Origin of the sequence: Shewanella sp. NKUCC05_KAH (assembly GCF_019345585.1) — a bacterium.
GTDB lineage: Bacteria > Pseudomonadota > Gammaproteobacteria > Enterobacterales > Shewanellaceae > Shewanella > Shewanella oncorhynchi.
This window is the reverse complement of the sequence record NZ_JAHKQZ010000020.1, coordinates 18,367-35,149: the sequence shown is the minus strand read 5'-3', so window position 1 is coordinate 35,149 and position 16,783 is coordinate 18,367. Positions and strand designations below refer to the sequence as shown.

Sequence of the window (16,783 nt, the reverse complement as noted above, 5' to 3'; positions counted from 1 at the left end):
GCTGTGATGTCCTTTCCTGAGCTTTCTTCTTCCCCTGAGTCGTTAACTTTTGCTGAGCTTGGCTTAAATTCGGCGTTACTTAAGGCTTTGCCTGCAAGTCTTAAACATCCGACAAAGGTGCAGCAACTCACGATTCCGGCCATTCTTGCAGGACGGGATTTGTTAGCCTTAGCACAAACCGGTAGCGGGAAAACCTTAGCCTTTGGTTTGCCACTCCTACAACAAATTTTGTTGCAACAGCAAACACAGTTGCAGGGCGCTAAGTCTGTACGGCCTCAAAATGCACTGGCGTTAGTGCTGGTGCCTACACGGGAATTAGCGCTGCAAGTGACTGAGGCGCTGCAAACAGTGGCGAGTCAGTTATCGACTTCGTTGAACATTCAGCTTCTGTGTGGCGGGGTCCCCTTGGAAGACCAATTAGCCGAACTTGCAGCCAAGCCGCAGGTATTAGTGGCAACCCCTGGGCGTTTACTGGATTTATGCAAACAGGCCCACGTCAGCCTCGATTCGATAAAACATCTTGTGCTGGATGAGGCTGACCGCCTGCTGGAAATGGGGTTTTGGCCCGATGTGCAAAAGCTGATGGCGTTTATGCCTAAGCTTAAGCAAACCTCGTTGTTTTCTGCCACGCTGCCCGAGGCTTTGGATACATTGGCGGGCAAGCTGCTGGTGAATCAGCCGCTACGGGTCGAAGCTCACAAGGTGAATTCAGTGGCTGGTGAAATCGAAGAGCAGCTCTATTTAGTCAACAAGGGCAGCAAAGCACAGGCATTGATTGCTCTGTTAAAACAGTATCAATGGCCGCAGGTGTTGGTGTTTATCAGCGCCCGCGATGATGCCGATGCCGTCGCTAAACGGCTCGCTAAAGCGGGGATGAAAGTTGCCGCGCTGCACGGTGAAAAAGAGCAAACCGTTCGCAGCCAAACCTTGGCCGACTTTAAAGCCAATCGTATCCAAGTATTAGTGGCGACAGATTTGATGGCGCGCGGCATTCATGTTGATGCCTTGCCTGTCGTCATCAATTTGGATTTGCCCATGAGTGCGCCTGTGTACGTGCACCGCATTGGCCGCACCGCGCGCGCTGGCGAAAAAGGGCTGGCGATTTCCCTCGTGTGCCACGGTGAAATGGCGACCTTAACGGCGATCCGTAGTTTAACCGCGCGGGAGTTACCGCTGGCATTATTGGCTGACTTTCCGGTAACGGATAAGCCGAGTGAAAATACCAGTGATGGCACCGCAGATAGCAAGGTTGAGCGTAAGCGACCACCTCGGGATAAGCAGGCGAATCGCCGTAGCATCAATAAGCACAGCGCTAAAGAGTTTAAAGGTAAGCGCTGAGTTTAAAGCTATTCATAGCGTTCAAGCTTGGCGTGCCACAATCACTAAACAGATAACAGAATAAAGCGCATTGGCCGCTGTTATCACTTTCGCTCTGGGTGTAACTTAGTGACTTATTTACATTAAGGAGCTAAGTCATGGGATCGACATTGGCGTTAAGCAAAGCACTTCATAAAGTGGTGAATAACGGTTTAACGACCGAGCACTTTGTACTTAGGCCATTCCAGCGAGCGGATCTTGAGGCTTTTACCGCCTATCGAGCCGCCCCTAAGGTCGCTAAATATCAAAGCTGGACGGATTACAGCTATAGCGATGCACTCGCGTTGTTCGAGAAGATGGATTATGCACAATTTGGTGCGGTTGATACTTGGTTTCAGCTTGCAATTGTCACTGTCGCATCGGGAGCAACACCGACCCAATTAGTTGGCGATCTGGCGCTGCACTTTATTGATGAGCTGCAGGTGGAAATTGGCTTTACGATTGCGCCTGAGCATCAAGGTAAACATGTTGCTTTTGAGGCCGTCAGCGCATTGCTGGATTACCTCTTTATTGAATTGCATAAGCATAGAGTTATTGCCATCACCGATGCACAAAATCTTGCCTGCTGTCGCTTACTCGAAAAACTCCGCTTTAGGCGCGAGGCCCATTATGTGAAAAACATCTTCTTTAAAGGCGCGTGGGGCGATGAGTTCGTCTATGCCTTGTTAAAGGAGGAGTATTAATTCCTTTTAGGTGCAAAGTATCGCTAACGCGCGCCGCCAGTGTTTCTCTATTTGGCTTATCTTGTCTATCTCAGTAAAATCTTTCCATTAGTTGAGCCCGTGTTGGCTCAAAGATCTTCACGCCCGTCATGGGATTTAAGGAGTGCCACATGAAATCAATGTGTTTAGGCTTAGTGGGGATGGCGGTCGCGCTCGGATTATCGGCCTGTGCGACCACGCAATCGCCAACGGGGCGAGGGCAGACCTTGTTGTATTCAGCGGCGCAAATGCAGCAGATGGGTGATTCCTCCTTCGAGGAAATGAAAAAACAGCAAAAGGTGAGTAGTGATAAAAAGCTGACGCAATACGTCAATTGTGTCGCTAATCGTATTACCGCAGTGCTGCCGGACCAAACCCAGCGCTGGGATGTGGTTTTGTTTGACTCTGAACAAGTTAACGCTTTTGCTCTGCCGGGTGGGCATATTGGGGTTTATACCGGATTGCTTAAGGTCGCTAAGGGACCTGATCAGCTTGCTACTGTGCTCGGTCACGAAGTCGCGCATGTGTTGGCGCAACATGGTAACGAGCAGGTTTCCCGTGGACAGTTAACGGGCGTTGGAATGCAGATTGCCGATGCGGCGCTAGGGGCGAGTGGTGTGTCGAATCGCGACTTATATATGTCGGCATTGGGACTCGGTGCTCAGGTGGGGGTCATTCTGCCCTTTGGCCGCGCCCAAGAGAGCGAAGCCGATATCATGGGCGTAGAGTTAATGGCTCGAGCGGGTTTCAATCCGGCTCAGAGTGTTGAGTTATGGCAGAATATGTCGAAGGTGGGTGGTAGCCAAGGGCCGGAATTATTATCGACCCATCCATCGAACAGTAATCGTATCGCTCAGCTACAACAATTGCAGGCACAGATGCAGCCACTTTATGCCAGTGCTAAAGCGCAGGTGAAGAATCAATGTGTGGCGCCGAAATAAGCTGAAGTCTATTTAAGATCTAAGTGCCCGTTTGGTGAGTGTTCGCTGTCGTTTGCGCAGAGATATGTGTCTTCAACCTATTTATGCTTTTGGATAAATACGCAATAAGTGTGTAAAAAAGCCTCCTTAGTTAAATAAGCAGTCAGTTTATCAGCATAGCTCGCTGAACTATGGTAAACTGGCGCGCAAAATTCCACTGATAATTGAGAGTCGTTAATTATGTCTGATAAATTCAGTACTGTTGAACAGCAAGCAAGCTACGGTGTAGGCCGTCAAATGGGTGAGCAACTGGCCGCCAATTCTTTTGATGGTGTGGATATTCCAGCCGTTCAAGCGGGTTTAGCCGATGCGTTTGCCGGTTTAGAAAGTGCTGTGTCTATGCAAGATCTGCAAGTTGCTTTCACTGAAATTAGCGGTCGTATTCAAGCTGCTCAAGAGCAAGCTGCTGCTGCTGCGTCTGCTGAAGGCGATGCTTTCTTAGCTGAAAATGCTAAGCGTGATGGCGTGACTGTGACTGACTCTGGTCTGCAGTTCGAAGTATTAGTCCAAGGTGACGGTGCTACTCCAACTTACGAAGATACTGTTCGTACTCACTACCATGGTTCTTTCATCAATGGTGATGTGTTCGACAGCTCTGTAGTTCGTGGCCAACCTGCTGAGTTCCCAGTTTCTGGCGTTATCGCTGGCTGGACTGAAGCACTGCAACTGATGCCAGTAGGCACTAAGTTGAAATTATTTGTGCCACATCACTTAGCTTACGGTGAGCGCGGCGCGGGGGCATCGATTCCTCCTTATTCAACTTTGGTATTCGAAGTTGAATTATTAGATATCATCTAATATTGAAAAAACGCCTAAGCCTGTCTTAGGCGTTTTCTTATGGAATACAAAAAAAGATTGAGGAGATTGAAATGAGTGGACAAGTGAGAGTGGCAATCGTCGGTGCCGGTGGTCGTATGGGACGCACTCTTATTGAAGCGGCCTACAATCACGACCATATTTTACTGGGTGCCGCCATTGAGCGTGCAGGCTCAAGTTTAGTGGGTGTGGATGCGGGTGAGTTAGCTGGTGTGGGTAAATTAAACGTCATGATCATGGATTCTCTCGATTATGCGACCGATGATTTTGATGTGCTGATCGATTTCACCGCGCCAGACGCCAGTATTGTCCATTTAGATTGGTGTGTTCGCCATAAGAAAGCCATGGTGATTGGCACAACGGGTTTCAATCATGCTCAAAAAGAACAGATCAATGCCTTTGCCGAGCAAACGCCGGTCGTGATGGCGCCGAATATGTCTGTGGGTGTCAATTTGATGTGGAAATTACTCGAACTGGCTGCCGAAGTCATGGGTGATTACACGGATATCGAAATTATCGAAGGCCACCACAGACACAAAAAAGATGCGCCGTCGGGCACAGCCCTGAAAATGGGTGAAGTGATTGCTAAGACTTTAGGTCGCGATCTTGAGAAATGTGCCGTATATGGCCGCGAAGGGATCACGGGTGAACGTGAACGTGAAACTATCGGTTTTGCGACCATTCGTGCCGGTGATTTAGTTGGTGAACATACGGCCATGTTTGCCGATATCGGTGAGCGTTTAGAGATAACCCATAAAGCTTCGAGTCGTATGACCTTTGCTAATGGTGCTATGCGTGCCGCTCACTGGCTCGTGGAGCAAAAGCCGGGCTTGTATGATATGCAGCAGGTTTTAGGTTTGCATTAATATTAAAAACGCCGATATGGCGTTTTTTTTTGCACCCAGTTACCAGTGGGTGGACGGTTTCGCGTTTTTACTGTAAACTCGCTGGAATTTGTCAAAATTTCGTAAATTAGCGGAAATTGGTATCTTAACATAACATAAAAACATTATATTTCAGTGGCTTGGCTCTTTATGGAGGTCGCGTTGACAAAGTCTGCCTTACTCGTACTCGAAGATGGAACTGTATTCTCTGGCACAGCAATTGGTGCCGATGGTCTCTCTGTTGGTGAAGTTGTTTTTAACACTTCCATGACAGGATACCAAGAAATTTTAACTGATCCATCCTACTCACGCCAGATTGTAACATTAACCTACCCACACATAGGCAACACTGGTACCAATGATGAAGATATTGAATCCGATGGGGTTCACGCTTGTGGTCTTATCATTCGTGATCTTCCGCTCATCGCAAGTAGTTTCCGTAATCAACAAAGCTTAAGTGATTATCTCAAAGCGAACAATGTCGTTGGCATAGCAGATATCGATACCCGCAAGTTAACTCGTATTCTCCGTGAAAAAGGTGCTCAAGCCGGTTGTATTATGGCAGGTGCAGGCTTAGACGAAGCAAAAGCGCTCGCCGCTGCCAAAGCTTTCCCCGGTTTAAAAGGCATGGATCTCGCTAAAGAAGTCACGACTAAAACTGCCTATCCATGGCGTAAAGGTAGCTGGCGTTTAGTGGGCGGCTTACCAGAAGATACGCCAGCAAATGAGCTTAAATACAAAGTAGTAGCCTACGACTACGGCGTTAAGCAAAACATTCTGCGTATGTTAGTGGACCGCGGTTGTGACGTTACCGTAGTGCCAGCTAAAACTTCAGCTGCCGAAGTGTTAGCGATGAATCCCGATGGTGTGTTCCTTTCGAACGGCCCTGGCGATCCAGAGCCATGCGATTACGCGATTGAAGCGATTCAACACATTCTGAAAACCGACACGCCGATTTTCGGTATTTGTTTAGGTCATCAGCTACTCGCGCTGGCCTCAGGTGCAAAAACCTTGAAGATGAAGTTTGGTCACCACGGTGCAAACCACCCAGTGAGCAATATCGAGAAAGGTAACGTGATGATCACCAGCCAAAACCACGGTTTTGCTGCCGATGAAACGACCTTACCTGCCAACATTAAGGTGACGCATAAGTCGCTGTTTGATGGTTCACTCCAAGGTATCCATCTCACGGACAAGCCCGCGTTCAGCTTCCAAGGTCACCCTGAAGCGAGCCCAGGCCCGAACGATGCCGCCCCGTTGTTCGATCACTTTATCGAGCTAATCGACATATACCGTCAGAACGCCAAGTAGTACGCTAGCTAGGAGAAGAGAGAAGCAATGCCAAAACGTACAGATATAAAGAGTATTCTTATCCTAGGCGCCGGCCCAATCGTGATTGGTCAGGCATGTGAATTTGACTATTCTGGCGCACAAGCGTGTAAAGCGCTGCGTGAAGAAGGCTACCGTGTCATTCTGGTGAACTCTAACCCTGCCACCATTATGACTGATCCAGAAATGGCCGATGCCACTTATATCGAGCCGATTCACTGGGAAGTGGTCCGTAACATTATTGCTAAAGAACGCCCAGATGCGATTCTGCCAACCATGGGCGGCCAAACCGCACTGAACTGCGCATTAGAACTTGAAGCCAAAGGCGTACTGAAAGAATTTAACGTCGAGATGATTGGCGCGACTGCCGATGCTATCGATAAAGCTGAAGACCGTAGCCGCTTTGATAAAGCGATGAAAAGTATTGGTCTTGACTGTCCACGCGCGGGCATTGCCCACAATATGGACGAAGCTTATGGCGTGCTCGATCAAGTGGGTTTCCCTTGCATTATCCGCCCATCTTTTACTATGGGTGGCTCAGGCGGCGGTATCGCTTACAACAGGGAAGAGTTCGAAGAGATCTGTTCACAGGGCTTAGAGTTATCGCCAACGAGTGAACTGCTGATCGACGAATCACTGATTGGTTGGAAAGAATACGAGATGGAAGTGGTCCGCGATCGCAACGATAACTGCATTATCGTCTGCGCCATCGAAAACTTCGATCCTATGGGCGTGCACACGGGCGACTCTATCACAGTTGCGCCCGCGCAAACCTTGACTGACAAAGAATACCAAATCATGCGTAACGCCTCTATGGCCGTACTGCGTGAGATTGGTGTTGAGACAGGCGGTTCGAACGTACAGTTTGGTATTAACCCGAAAGATGGCCGTATGGTTATCATCGAGATGAACCCTCGGGTATCGCGCTCTTCAGCATTGGCATCAAAGGCAACAGGTTTCCCGATTGCAAAAATCGCCGCTAAGTTAGCGGTTGGTTTCACCCTTGATGAGCTGATGAACGACATCACTGGCGGTCGCACGCCAGCATCATTCGAGCCTGCTATCGATTACGTTGTGACTAAAGTGCCACGCTTTAACTTTGAAAAGTTTGCCGGCGCCAATGATCGCTTAACCACACAGATGAAATCTGTGGGTGAAGTGATGGCGATTGGCCGTACTTTCCAAGAGTCACTGCAAAAAGCCTTACGTGGTTTAGAAGTTAGCCGTAACGGTCTCGATCCTGTCACAGACATGTCTAAACCTGAGGCGATGTCGCGTATTCGCCACGAGCTGAAAGAGCCTGGTTGCGACCGTATTTGGTACATAGCCGATGCGATGCGTGCGGGGCTGAGCTTAGATGAAATCTTTAAACTGACCAATATCGACCCTTGGTTCCTCGTGCAAATCGAAGAGCTGGTTCAGCTCGAAGGTGTTGTCGCTGAAGCGGGTCTGGCGGGTTTGGATATCGACTTACTGCGTAAGCTGAAACGTAAAGGCTTTGCCGATGCGCGTCTGGCCGATGTATTAGGCGTGAACGAAGCCGAAGTGCGTAAGCTGCGTGATAAGTTCGACCTGCACCCAGTCTATAAGCGTGTGGATACCTGTGCGGCAGAGTTTGCGACAGACACGGCTTACATGTACTCAACGTATGAAGAAGAATGTGAAGCTAACCCATCGACCCGTGACAAAATCATGGTGTTAGGTGGCGGGCCAAACCGTATCGGTCAAGGTATTGAGTTCGATTATTGCTGTGTGCATGCGGCGTTAGCGCTACGTGAAGACGGTTATGAAACCATCATGGTGAACTGTAACCCTGAAACCGTTTCAACCGACTACGACACTTCAGACCGTCTGTACTTCGAACCCGTCACACTGGAAGACGTATTAGAAATCGTCCGTATCGAGAAGCCAAAGGGCGTTATCGTGCAGTACGGCGGTCAAACACCATTGAAATTGGCCCGTGCCTTAGAAGCTGCTGGCGTACCTGTAATTGGTACTAGCCCAGATGCCATCGATCGCGCCGAAGACCGTGAGCGTTTCCAGCAAGCGATTCAACGCTTAGAGATGAAGCAGCCTGAAAACGATACCGTGACTACGGTTGAAGGTGCTGTGATTGCCGCTGAGCGTATCGGTTATCCGTTAGTTGTGCGTCCATCCTATGTACTGGGCGGCCGCGCGATGGAAATCGTTTACGACAAGCAAGATTTGCTGCGTTACTTCAACGAAGCTGTGAGCGTATCGAATGCATCGCCAGTACTGCTCGATCGCTTCTTAGATGATGCGATTGAAGTGGATATCGACGCAGTATGTGACGGTGAAATCGTGGTGATTGGCGCGATTATGGAGCATATCGAACAAGCGGGGGTTCACTCAGGTGACTCAGGTTGTTCTTTACCTCCCTACACGCTAAGCCAAGAAATCCAAGATCGCATGCGCGTTCAAGTCGGCAAGTTGGCGATGGAACTCGGTGTTGTCGGTCTGATGAACGTACAGTTCGCCGTGAAAGATAACGAAATCTATATGATTGAAGTTAACCCACGTGCTGCCCGTACTGTGCCATTCGTGTCCAAAGCGACCGGTGTGCCTTTAGCTAAGATCGCCGCGCGTGTGATGGCGGGTCAAAGCTTAACGTCGCAAAACTTCACTAAAGAAGTGATCCCACCTTTCTACTCAGTGAAAGAAGTGGTGTTGCCCTTTAATAAGTTCCCAGGTGTTGACCCACTGTTAGGCCCAGAAATGCGCTCTACCGGTGAAGTCATGGGCGTGGGCGATACGTTCGCCGAAGCCTATGCTAAGGCACAGTTAGGTGCGACTTCTGAGGTGCCTAAGTCGGGCCGTGCATTATTGTCTGTGCGTAACAGCGATAAGAAACGCGTTGCCGATTTAGCGGCTAAGTTAATTGAGCTCGGTTACCAAATCGATGCGACTCATGGTACTGCGGTTATCCTAGGCGAAGCGGGTATCAACCCACGTTTAGTGAACAAGGTGCACGAAGGGCGTCCACACATTCTCGATCGCATCAAGAATGGTGAATACACTTATATAGTGAACACTACCGAAGGTCGCCAAGCGATTGAAGATTCTCGTCAATTGCGCCGCGGTGCACTGCGTTACAAAGTTAACTACACGACGACCATGAATGCTGCATTCGCCACTTGTATGGCCCATGCCGCCGATGATCGTACTAACGTGACTTCAGTACAAGAACTGCATCTGCGCGTATTGGCTAAATAAGCCACAGGGTTAATGCCGTTAATTAGAGGGCCGCATAACTTAGGTTATGCGGCCTTATTATTTAGGCTATATCTGTTTTGCTAAGTTTATGAGTCTGTTTTACTGAATGGTTTAGCTTGTTGTGATCACCCATTGATCTACTTTTCACCTACTTATGTTGCCTGAGAAAACTATGCCTGTGCCAGCCGATAGCCTTGCCAAAGTCGATACTTTTATTGCGCCGCCTTGCCTCGGGAAAATACGCGTGCTCTATCAAGATAGCGATATTCTACTGATTGATAAGCCGAGCGGATTATTGAGTCTGTCGGGAAAGAATCCGCTGAATCTCGACTCAGTGCATTATCGTTTAGTGCAGGATTTCCCGACGGCCACTTTGCTGCACAGGCTCGATTTTGGCACTTCCGGTATCATGCTGGTGGCGCTGAATAAAAGTGTGAATGGTTTGCTGACAAAGCAGTTTCAGGCGCGCACGGTTGAAAAGCGTTATACCGCCTTGCTCCACGGGCATTTAGCCGCTGACAGCGGTGTGATTAATCTGCCGATTGCTAAAGATAGTGACCATTTCCCGCTACAAAAGATTTGCCATAGCACAGGCAAAGTTGCGATCAGTGAATATCAGGTGCTGGAACGATTAACCGAACCTTTCGCCACGCGGGTCGAATTTACTCCGGTTTCTGGTCGCACTCATCAGTTGCGGATCCACAGTCAGCAATTGGGTCACTCAATACTGGGGTGCGATCTCTACGGCGGCGTGGGTGAGTGCGTGACTGATAAGGCTGATGCAGATGAAGCTGATATCACTAATACGACGAGCAGCAGATTAATGCTGCATGCGACCCGCTTAGCGTTTAATCATCCTATCACGGGTGAGCGTATCGACTGGGTTTGTGAGTGTCCTTTTTAAGCGCTTTTAAAAGAGCAATAGAGTTTAGCTCTCAGCATTCAGCACTTAGCACGTAGAATTTAGAGTAATGGGTTTAGTTGCTAAACCCGATACGTTCGGTTTGCATGGGCGGCGCATCGTTGGGGAGCCAAGTACGGTAAATCGTTGCGAAGGTGCCATCTGCTTTTATCGCTTCTAGGCTGTTTTTCCACTGTTCGATCACATCATTGGGCGTGCCTTGTGAGAAGGCAATGTAAAGATGATTAGCACTAATCGTGAAGAGCGACTCTACATCATCAATGCTCGCGCCCGCATCCGACAGAATACTCGGCGCGGTGAGATTGGCATTACACCAAAGATCGACACGTTGCTTCATCAATTGTTTGGCACTCAATAAGGGCTCGGATGAAGCCGCAACATTCGTAAATCCCAGTTCGAGCAATAGGCGTTCTTCCACCGAGGCACGATAGACACCAATTGCCTTAGCCGTCTTTGCATCATTTATAGTGGTTATTTTTATACCGCTATTTTTTAAGGCATAAAAATTAGTCGTGCCGACAGCAACAGGCCCAATCATAGTAAACATTTGCTCCCTTTCTGCTGTGCGCGTCATAGTAAACAACACAGTATTAGGTTGCTCGGTCAGCATTTTCCAGCCGCGAGCCCAAGGTACGACCTTGATTGGATCTGGGTTGTTTATGCGCTTTTGAATTTCTTGTACTACCTGTACAGCTAAACCATCGGGTTTGCCATTGACAGAAAAGCTGATTGGTGACCATTCTTCGGTATAGATGTTGAGCGGCTGCGCGCGAAGAGAAACTGCGCTGCTAAGGGTGAGTGATAACAATAAACTTGTGACTAATTTCATTAATAACCCTAAAAATTAGAATGTTATAATTGAGTCTCACTGCTTGCTCTTGAAACGATTAAAGATGAAGGCTGTGTTTAAATCAAGTATAGCTAGGGGTTCATTTTCTAAGATTAAATTTACTATACCGTTTTGAACGATAAAAAAAGAGCGCTTGTATGGCGCTCTTAGGTAGGCTTATTTATGGGCGATAGCTTATCTTTCTGTGCCTATATATCACGCTCGATATACATCACGCATAAGGTTATCAATGCAATGCACAACACGCATACTGGCGTCTTCCATTGAGTGCAGTTGTTTGACCATCTCAGGCAAATTACCTTTTTGTCTCGCATTGAGCGCCGCTTTTCCTGCCTCGTGTACCGCTTTATGTGGTGCATCTAATGCTTTGAAGTTACTTAAATGCTGATAATTCTCGGCACCAAATCCTTTGAAATACCATTGCCCTAGGCGGCACTCAGTGTGTGAGTTCACATTGTGGTTATGCTGTGGTTTTTCAATTAATTGATAAACGCTACTTTTCCAGACTGCGTGGTCGAGCTTAGTGGTATTCAAGAATGACGCTGTGGCTGCGTTATGGATAACGTGCTGCATTTGTTTTGAGCGTTGCAGGACATCTTCAACGACTTGACCAATTTGGGTTGAGGAGGTGGCTACATCAACGGCACTGCTTTGATTGTTATGAACAATTTCTTTAATCTCAGCTGCTTGTGCGACGATTTGTTTCACGAGCTTTTCAATATGGCTACTGGCTTCATGGGCTTTGCTTGCAAGCTGGCGCACTTCATCGGCCACCACGGCAAACCCCCGTCCCGCTTCGCCTGCACGGGCGGCTTCAATGGCGGCGTTCAATGCCAGCAAGTTTGTTTGTTCTGAAATTCCTTGAATTGCCGCAACAAATTGATTGATTGAAGAGGTTGTAGCATCGAGTTCTGTGACAGCTTTCATGCTGTTCGATGCTTGATCATTAATATAAGTCGCTCTAGTGCCTAAATTGGCAATGGCCACACGGGTTTGATCAAAAACGTGATTGAGTTCAGACAGTGATTCTTTTTCCGCAGAGAGTAATTCGGCACTGCTGGCTAAGCCTTCGCGCACGGCATTAAGCATATCTCCGCCTTGGTTTTGGCAGGCGATCACTTCAGTGTAGTGGTCTGCATTTTGGCGCGACTGTTGCTGCATGCTCTCATTTTCACGGATCATGCCACGCAGTTCATCTATTTCATTTTGGTGTTGGCGTTCTAGTTGGATGAGTCGCTCTTTAAGCGCCTGGTTTTCAGCTTTGAGCTGGGAATTAAACCACATATAAAACCTCTCAAGTCGCTAGGACTATCACTATTGCTTATCGACTTACTGTGACTGGGCTCAGCGGTAAATACTGCAATGTTAATAAAAAGTAAAACGATTCAGGTATGGAAATATTAACTGATCTTTAAGCTTTATTCTTAATTTTTTTAAGGTTATTGAAGCTTTTATGCGTTGTCATAAATGGGTTAGCACTATCGAATGATAAGTGAACCACGCTAAGGTTAACTTAGCTTGGTTCACTTTGAGGTCTTAGGTTTATGGCATAGGTAAGTCGAGCACCACAGTGGCTATGCTGAAATACACGAGCACGCCTATGATGTCGGCGATGGAGGTGATGAGTGGCGCACTAGCGGCTGCAGGGTCCATCTTTAACTTGCTCAGTAAGAAAGGCAGAGACATACCAATCAAGCTGCCAATAATCACCACAATTTGCATTGTGAGTGCCACAACCAGCGCGATTTCAGGTCCGCCGCGCCAAAATCCTAGCAAGGACACTGCAGCTGCCATGCTGGCTCCTAATAATCCGGCGACAAATAACTCGCGCCCTAGCATAGATAACCAATCCTTGAGAACCACTTCCCCTGTGGCTAGGCCGCGTACCATTAAGGTCGACGATTGTGAGCCCGCATTGCCGCCGCTATCGATCAGCAGAGGTAGGAAGAAGACTAAAGAGACATAACTGGCAATGGTGTCTTCGAAGAAGGCGATCCCCGCTCCCGAGAAAATATTACCAAAAACCAAGATTACCAGCCAAACCACGCGCTTGCGGTAAAGTAAGCCTATGCTGGCAGTTTTAAGGTTATGGTCAATATTGCCGATGGCCGCAGTTTTTGTGAACTCAAGATCCGCCTGTGAGCTGGCGATATCCATAGCATCATCATAGGTGACGATACCGACGAGCTGGCCTTTGCCATTGACTACTGGCAGCGCCATTAAGTCGTAATGGGCGATCATCTGCACCGCTTCTTCGCGAAAGGCATTGGCATCGAGCGCGACGGGGTCGGGTTTCATAAAGTCGACCACTCGCTCGTGCGGCTGCGCCAGCAATAACTGCCTTAATGATACAGTTCCTATTAAGCGGCCTAACATATCCACCACATAGGTTTGATAAATCGTTTCTTTATCAGCCGCTTCAGTACGCAGAGTATCGATGGCTTCTGCCGCAGTATGGCGGCTATTCAGTAATGTGTAATCCGATGTCATGACCGCGCCGACTTTAGCTTTATCATAGGCGGCGAGGGTGCGCATATCTTCCCGTTTGGCCAATGCTAGCGCAGGTAAAATCGCCGCTTGCTGGGTTTCATCGAGCAGATTATAGAGGTCGGCACGTTCATCTGCTGCCATGTGAACCAGCAGCGCAGATAGCGTAGTTTTATCTAATTGCTGTACTAAGCTGGCTTGCAATTCATCGGTCAGATAGCGAAACAAATTGGCGCAAACCTTAGGTGAGGCCAGTTGCAATAATAGGACTTGTTGAGCTTGATTAAAGACGTTAAATACGGCTGCAATATCGGCAGGGTGGCGTTTTTCGGCTAATTCAGCCATGGCGCTGGCACTGCGTTGCTCGATAATCATTTGCAGGTTATGGATGATTTTTTTAGTGTTGTTTGTGCTGTTATTCATGTTCATAGTTCATTCTCTCAACGATCTAGTGACCAAAGTAAAAGGTGATGTCTGCGCCAAGTTGCAGCGCGTTGCCACGAAGGGCATTGCCTAAGCTCAATTCCAACTGTAGCTGTTGTTGCGGTGTGTGTTGATAAGCGAACTGATAGGCAGTCTCGCTCAATTCTTTTTGATAAAGCTCGGCTATCACGCGATGGTGGCTACTGAGTTCATACGCTGCCGCGATACCCACAAGTAATTGGGTTGATTGATTAAATTCATGGGTAAAACCTAAATTGGCATAGAGACTGACATCAGAATCGCCTAAGGTTTTGCCAAAAATGCCGAAGACTTCGGTGGCTAATTCGTTACTGGCATCGAGGTTTTTCTGCAAGTTAATCACCAGTGCGCTGTGCCAATCATCCTGTTGCTGCTCTGGATCTGAGTGGGAGTTTACGTTGAGCGGTAGCTTAATGCCGACCTCTGCTTGCTCCTCACGAATATCGTCATTGGCATTGGACGCTAATCCTAAATGCCATTCCCATTGATTGCGGCTGCAAGTCGTGGCCGCGTTTAATTGTGGGCGAGCATGATCCGACCTAGGTTGTTGCCAGCCCATTTCTAATTCACAGCGCTCCGCGAGGGCGGGATCATCTACTTCGAGATGGGATGCCGCCGCACTCATGCTGTAGTACAAGCTGATACTTGCACAGGATAAAGATCGCAAAATTGATGTGTTGTTTATGTAAGCCATATTTAGGCTCCTCAGATGTAAACCCATAGGTGTAAATCCATAGGGAAAACGAAGTCCACTGAGGCAAAAACTTGCTTTGAGATGCAATAAATACACATAACCGAACCCCAGCAAAATGCTGGAATTGCTAAAGCGTAGCCATAGGCTCAGGCTTATTGTCTGTGATTGATATTTTGGGGGAGGCTGAGTGAAGAATGGTTCACACTACTACCCTGCTTAGCAGGTAGCAGCAAATATTGCGGGCTAGTGCTAGGCGTTAAATCCTGTCTTTTGGACAGGGCATCTACTGTCGCTTATGTGTGTGCCCACAGTGGGTCTCCGCAATGATTAAAGTCGCCACATTCTAAGGGACTGAAATGTAAAGTCAACCGCACATGTTATTACATATGTTTTTGTTTGAATTTACACTTTAAGTAAAAGTTAATTTTATGATCATTCTTGGGCTTGCGTGATTTTGTTGGGAGTGCTGATGGTTTTGTGTACTAATCATTGTTGTGTGATTGTTTGTTTTTTTTGCGGGCAGCGGTTGATTTTTGTTGTCGGATTTAACTCTGATATTGAATTGTGGTTTTTAACGGTATGACTTATCTCAGTAAGCTGTATTTGAGTCGCCAGAGATGAGTTAACACTTTATCCATAATGGGGATTTGGCATTAGTGCACTTCGGGTATACCCTTGTCGTGCCTGCGGTGAGTCATTGTGCTCATTCAGATTAAGTCAGATTAAGATAGATTGCTGTATTCAGATTTTTGGGGATTAAGCTGTGGCACACAATATCGATGAGTTGGAATCAATGGCTGCACCTATCGATCATAAATGCAACGCGAATATCAAGATCGCCAGTATCAATCTGTTTAACTTTATTGAGCCGCCTTTGGCTTACTATGATTTTGAAAATATCTATAGCCATGGGCAATGGCAGAAAAAGTGTCTGTGGTTGAGTGAGTTTCTCGCACATCGCCAGCCCGATATTGTGGGATTTCAAGAAGTGTTTAGCCCTGAACCGCTCAAACGAATCGCCAGTGAGCAAGGTCTAGGGTATTTTGCGGTCGTTGATGAGCCAACTCTTATCAGTGATTACATTTATCGTAGCCCTGTGGTCGCGCTTGCCTCCCGGTATCCCATAGTGGAAATCAGCAGTGTCGAACCTGATGCGCGTTTAGTGGCAGCCATGGGATTATCGAGTGAATTTGCCTTTAGCCGTAAGGTGCTGCGCGCAACCGTTGAAGTGCCACACATCGGCAAGTGTGACTATTATGTGGTGCACTTTAAGTCAAAACGTGCCGGATTAGCACTTGAACCTAAGCTATTTGAACATCAGCCACTTGAACATCAACCTCTCGGACATCAGCCACTTGGTTTAGATAATTTAGCGCCCGCAGCGAGCATGAAACTGCATTCGGAAACCCAATTACTCACAGAGCAAGCCTTAGGTCGCTGGGCATCCACCATGCAGCGCGGCGCAGAAGCAGCATTATTATTCAATGGCATATTGGTACGCAGGCAAGAATCTAAACATCCCGTTATCGTGATGGGGGACTTTAATGACAGTCTGACAATGGGCGCCTTAGATGCGCTAACGATACAGGGCGAGAGTATCCACAGTAATGACATTAAAGCCGCGGGCCTTGGGCATTTATCGGATGCTGCATTAGCGGCGGTGTTTGCTCAGTATCAACTTAAGGATGCCTATGAGTTATTTATTGAAGCGAACTTGAGGGACAGTTTGACTGGCAATACCGCTTACCATAGGGAACACAGAGCGGCGACCCATTACTATGGCCCCAAAGGTTCTGTGCTGGATTATATTTTGCTTTCGAGTGAGTTTGATGCGAGCCATGGCCGCAGTTTAGCGCAAGTGGTGGATTATCAGACCTGCGATAGACACTTAGTCAGACCTGAATATGAACGCGACGCCTACAGTACTGACCATGCGCCCGTCATTGTTGAGTTAGCGCTACGTAGCTAAGTTCTCGTGTTTACTGATTAATTCGTTTTATTTCAATCATGTCAGTTGTCTTTATCGCGCAGGCATCTTCTCGCTACG

13 protein-coding genes are annotated in these 16,783 nt (G+C 47.8%); 9 read left to right on the top strand and 4 right to left on the bottom strand.

What is annotated here, in order from left to right; genetic code table 11:
- The first annotated feature begins 6 nt into the window (after nt 1–6).
- The 8 genes from KO533_RS17345 to KO533_RS17310 all read left to right on the top strand — a co-directional run bounded on the left by KO533_RS17345 (nt 7) and on the right by KO533_RS17310 (nt 10,225).
- On the top strand, nt 7–1,338 hold the full coding sequence (locus KO533_RS17345) for a DEAD/DEAH box helicase (RefSeq protein ID WP_219255330.1): 1,332 nt from the start codon (nt 7–9) through the stop codon (nt 1,336–1,338).
- 137 nt (nt 1,339–1,475) lie between these two features.
- Nucleotides 1,476–2,060, top strand: coding sequence for a GNAT family protein (locus KO533_RS17340; RefSeq protein WP_219255328.1), 585 nt, complete (start codon nt 1,476–1,478; stop codon nt 2,058–2,060).
- A gap of 149 nt (nt 2,061–2,209) precedes the next feature.
- On the top strand, nt 2,210–3,019 hold the full coding sequence (locus KO533_RS17335) for a M48 family metallopeptidase (RefSeq protein ID WP_219255326.1): 810 nt from the start codon (nt 2,210–2,212) through the stop codon (nt 3,017–3,019).
- 219 nt (nt 3,020–3,238) lie between these two features.
- Nucleotides 3,239–3,856, top strand: a complete 618-nt coding sequence (locus tag KO533_RS17330; RefSeq protein WP_006083907.1) for an FKBP-type peptidyl-prolyl cis-trans isomerase — start codon at nt 3,239–3,241, stop codon at nt 3,854–3,856.
- A 71-nt stretch (nt 3,857–3,927) separates the two neighbouring features.
- Nucleotides 3,928–4,740: a 4-hydroxy-tetrahydrodipicolinate reductase gene (dapB, locus tag KO533_RS17325; protein ID WP_219255324.1), complete on the top strand. Its 813-nt coding sequence runs from the start codon at nt 3,928–3,930 to the stop codon at nt 4,738–4,740.
- Nucleotides 4,741–4,908: 168 nt separating this feature from the next.
- On the top strand, nt 4,909–6,069 hold the full coding sequence (carA, locus tag KO533_RS17320) for a glutamine-hydrolyzing carbamoyl-phosphate synthase small subunit (protein ID WP_219255322.1): 1,161 nt from the start codon (nt 4,909–4,911) through the stop codon (nt 6,067–6,069).
- Nucleotides 6,070–6,096: 27 nt separating this feature from the next.
- Nucleotides 6,097–9,321: a carbamoyl-phosphate synthase large subunit gene (gene carB, locus KO533_RS17315; protein WP_105251663.1), complete on the top strand. Its 3,225-nt coding sequence runs from the start codon at nt 6,097–6,099 to the stop codon at nt 9,319–9,321.
- A gap of 172 nt (nt 9,322–9,493) precedes the next feature.
- Complete coding sequence (locus tag KO533_RS17310; protein ID WP_219255320.1) at nt 9,494–10,225, top strand: RluA family pseudouridine synthase; 732 nt, start codon at nt 9,494–9,496, stop codon at nt 10,223–10,225.
- 73 nt (nt 10,226–10,298) lie between these two features.
- Here KO533_RS17310 and KO533_RS17305 read toward each other — a convergent pair whose 3' ends face one another.
- From KO533_RS17305 to KO533_RS17290, 4 genes are all read right to left on the bottom strand, one after another.
- Nucleotides 10,299–11,072, bottom strand: a complete 774-nt coding sequence (locus KO533_RS17305; RefSeq protein WP_173243181.1) for an ABC transporter substrate-binding protein — start codon at nt 11,070–11,072, stop codon at nt 10,299–10,301.
- A gap of 216 nt (nt 11,073–11,288) precedes the next feature.
- On the bottom strand, nt 11,289–12,377 hold the full coding sequence (locus tag KO533_RS17300; protein WP_219255318.1) for a methyl-accepting chemotaxis protein: 1,089 nt from the start codon (nt 12,375–12,377) through the stop codon (nt 11,289–11,291).
- Between the two features lie 258 nt (nt 12,378–12,635).
- Nucleotides 12,636–14,009: a magnesium transporter gene (gene mgtE / locus KO533_RS17295; RefSeq protein ID WP_173243187.1), complete on the bottom strand. Its 1,374-nt coding sequence runs from the start codon at nt 14,007–14,009 to the stop codon at nt 12,636–12,638.
- Nucleotides 14,010–14,028: 19 nt separating this feature from the next.
- The gene (locus KO533_RS17290) at nt 14,029–14,736 is read right to left on the bottom strand and encodes a hypothetical protein (protein ID WP_219255316.1); all 708 of its coding nucleotides are present in this window, start codon (nt 14,734–14,736) and stop codon (nt 14,029–14,031) included.
- Between the two features lie 763 nt (nt 14,737–15,499).
- Between KO533_RS17290 and KO533_RS17285 the strand changes: the two genes are divergently transcribed.
- Nucleotides 15,500–16,705, top strand: a complete 1,206-nt coding sequence (locus KO533_RS17285; protein WP_219255314.1) for an endonuclease/exonuclease/phosphatase family protein — start codon at nt 15,500–15,502, stop codon at nt 16,703–16,705.
- Nucleotides 16,706–16,783: the final 78 nt, after the last annotated feature.

Coding starts and splice junctions, on each gene's coding strand:
- dapB (WP_219255324.1), top strand. CDS start 3,928: ATGAGTGGACAAGTGAGAGTGGCAATCGTCGGTGCCGGTGGTCGTATG.
- KO533_RS17305 (WP_173243181.1), bottom strand. CDS start 11,072: ATGAAATTAGTCACAAGTTTATTGTTATCACTCACCCTTAGCAGCGCA.
- KO533_RS17345 (WP_219255330.1), top strand. CDS start 7: ATGTCCTTTCCTGAGCTTTCTTCTTCCCCTGAGTCGTTAACTTTTGCT.
- carA (WP_219255322.1), top strand. CDS start 4,909: ATGGAGGTCGCGTTGACAAAGTCTGCCTTACTCGTACTCGAAGATGGA.
- KO533_RS17290 (WP_219255316.1), bottom strand. CDS start 14,736: ATGGCTTACATAAACAACACATCAATTTTGCGATCTTTATCCTGTGCA.
- KO533_RS17340 (WP_219255328.1), top strand. CDS start 1,476: ATGGGATCGACATTGGCGTTAAGCAAAGCACTTCATAAAGTGGTGAAT.
- mgtE (WP_173243187.1), bottom strand. CDS start 14,009: ATGAACATGAATAACAGCACAAACAACACTAAAAAAATCATCCATAAC.
- KO533_RS17330 (WP_006083907.1), top strand. CDS start 3,239: ATGTCTGATAAATTCAGTACTGTTGAACAGCAAGCAAGCTACGGTGTA.
- carB (WP_105251663.1), top strand. CDS start 6,097: ATGCCAAAACGTACAGATATAAAGAGTATTCTTATCCTAGGCGCCGGC.
- KO533_RS17335 (WP_219255326.1), top strand. CDS start 2,210: ATGAAATCAATGTGTTTAGGCTTAGTGGGGATGGCGGTCGCGCTCGGA.
- KO533_RS17300 (WP_219255318.1), bottom strand. CDS start 12,377: ATGTGGTTTAATTCCCAGCTCAAAGCTGAAAACCAGGCGCTTAAAGAG.
- KO533_RS17310 (WP_219255320.1), top strand. CDS start 9,494: ATGCCTGTGCCAGCCGATAGCCTTGCCAAAGTCGATACTTTTATTGCG.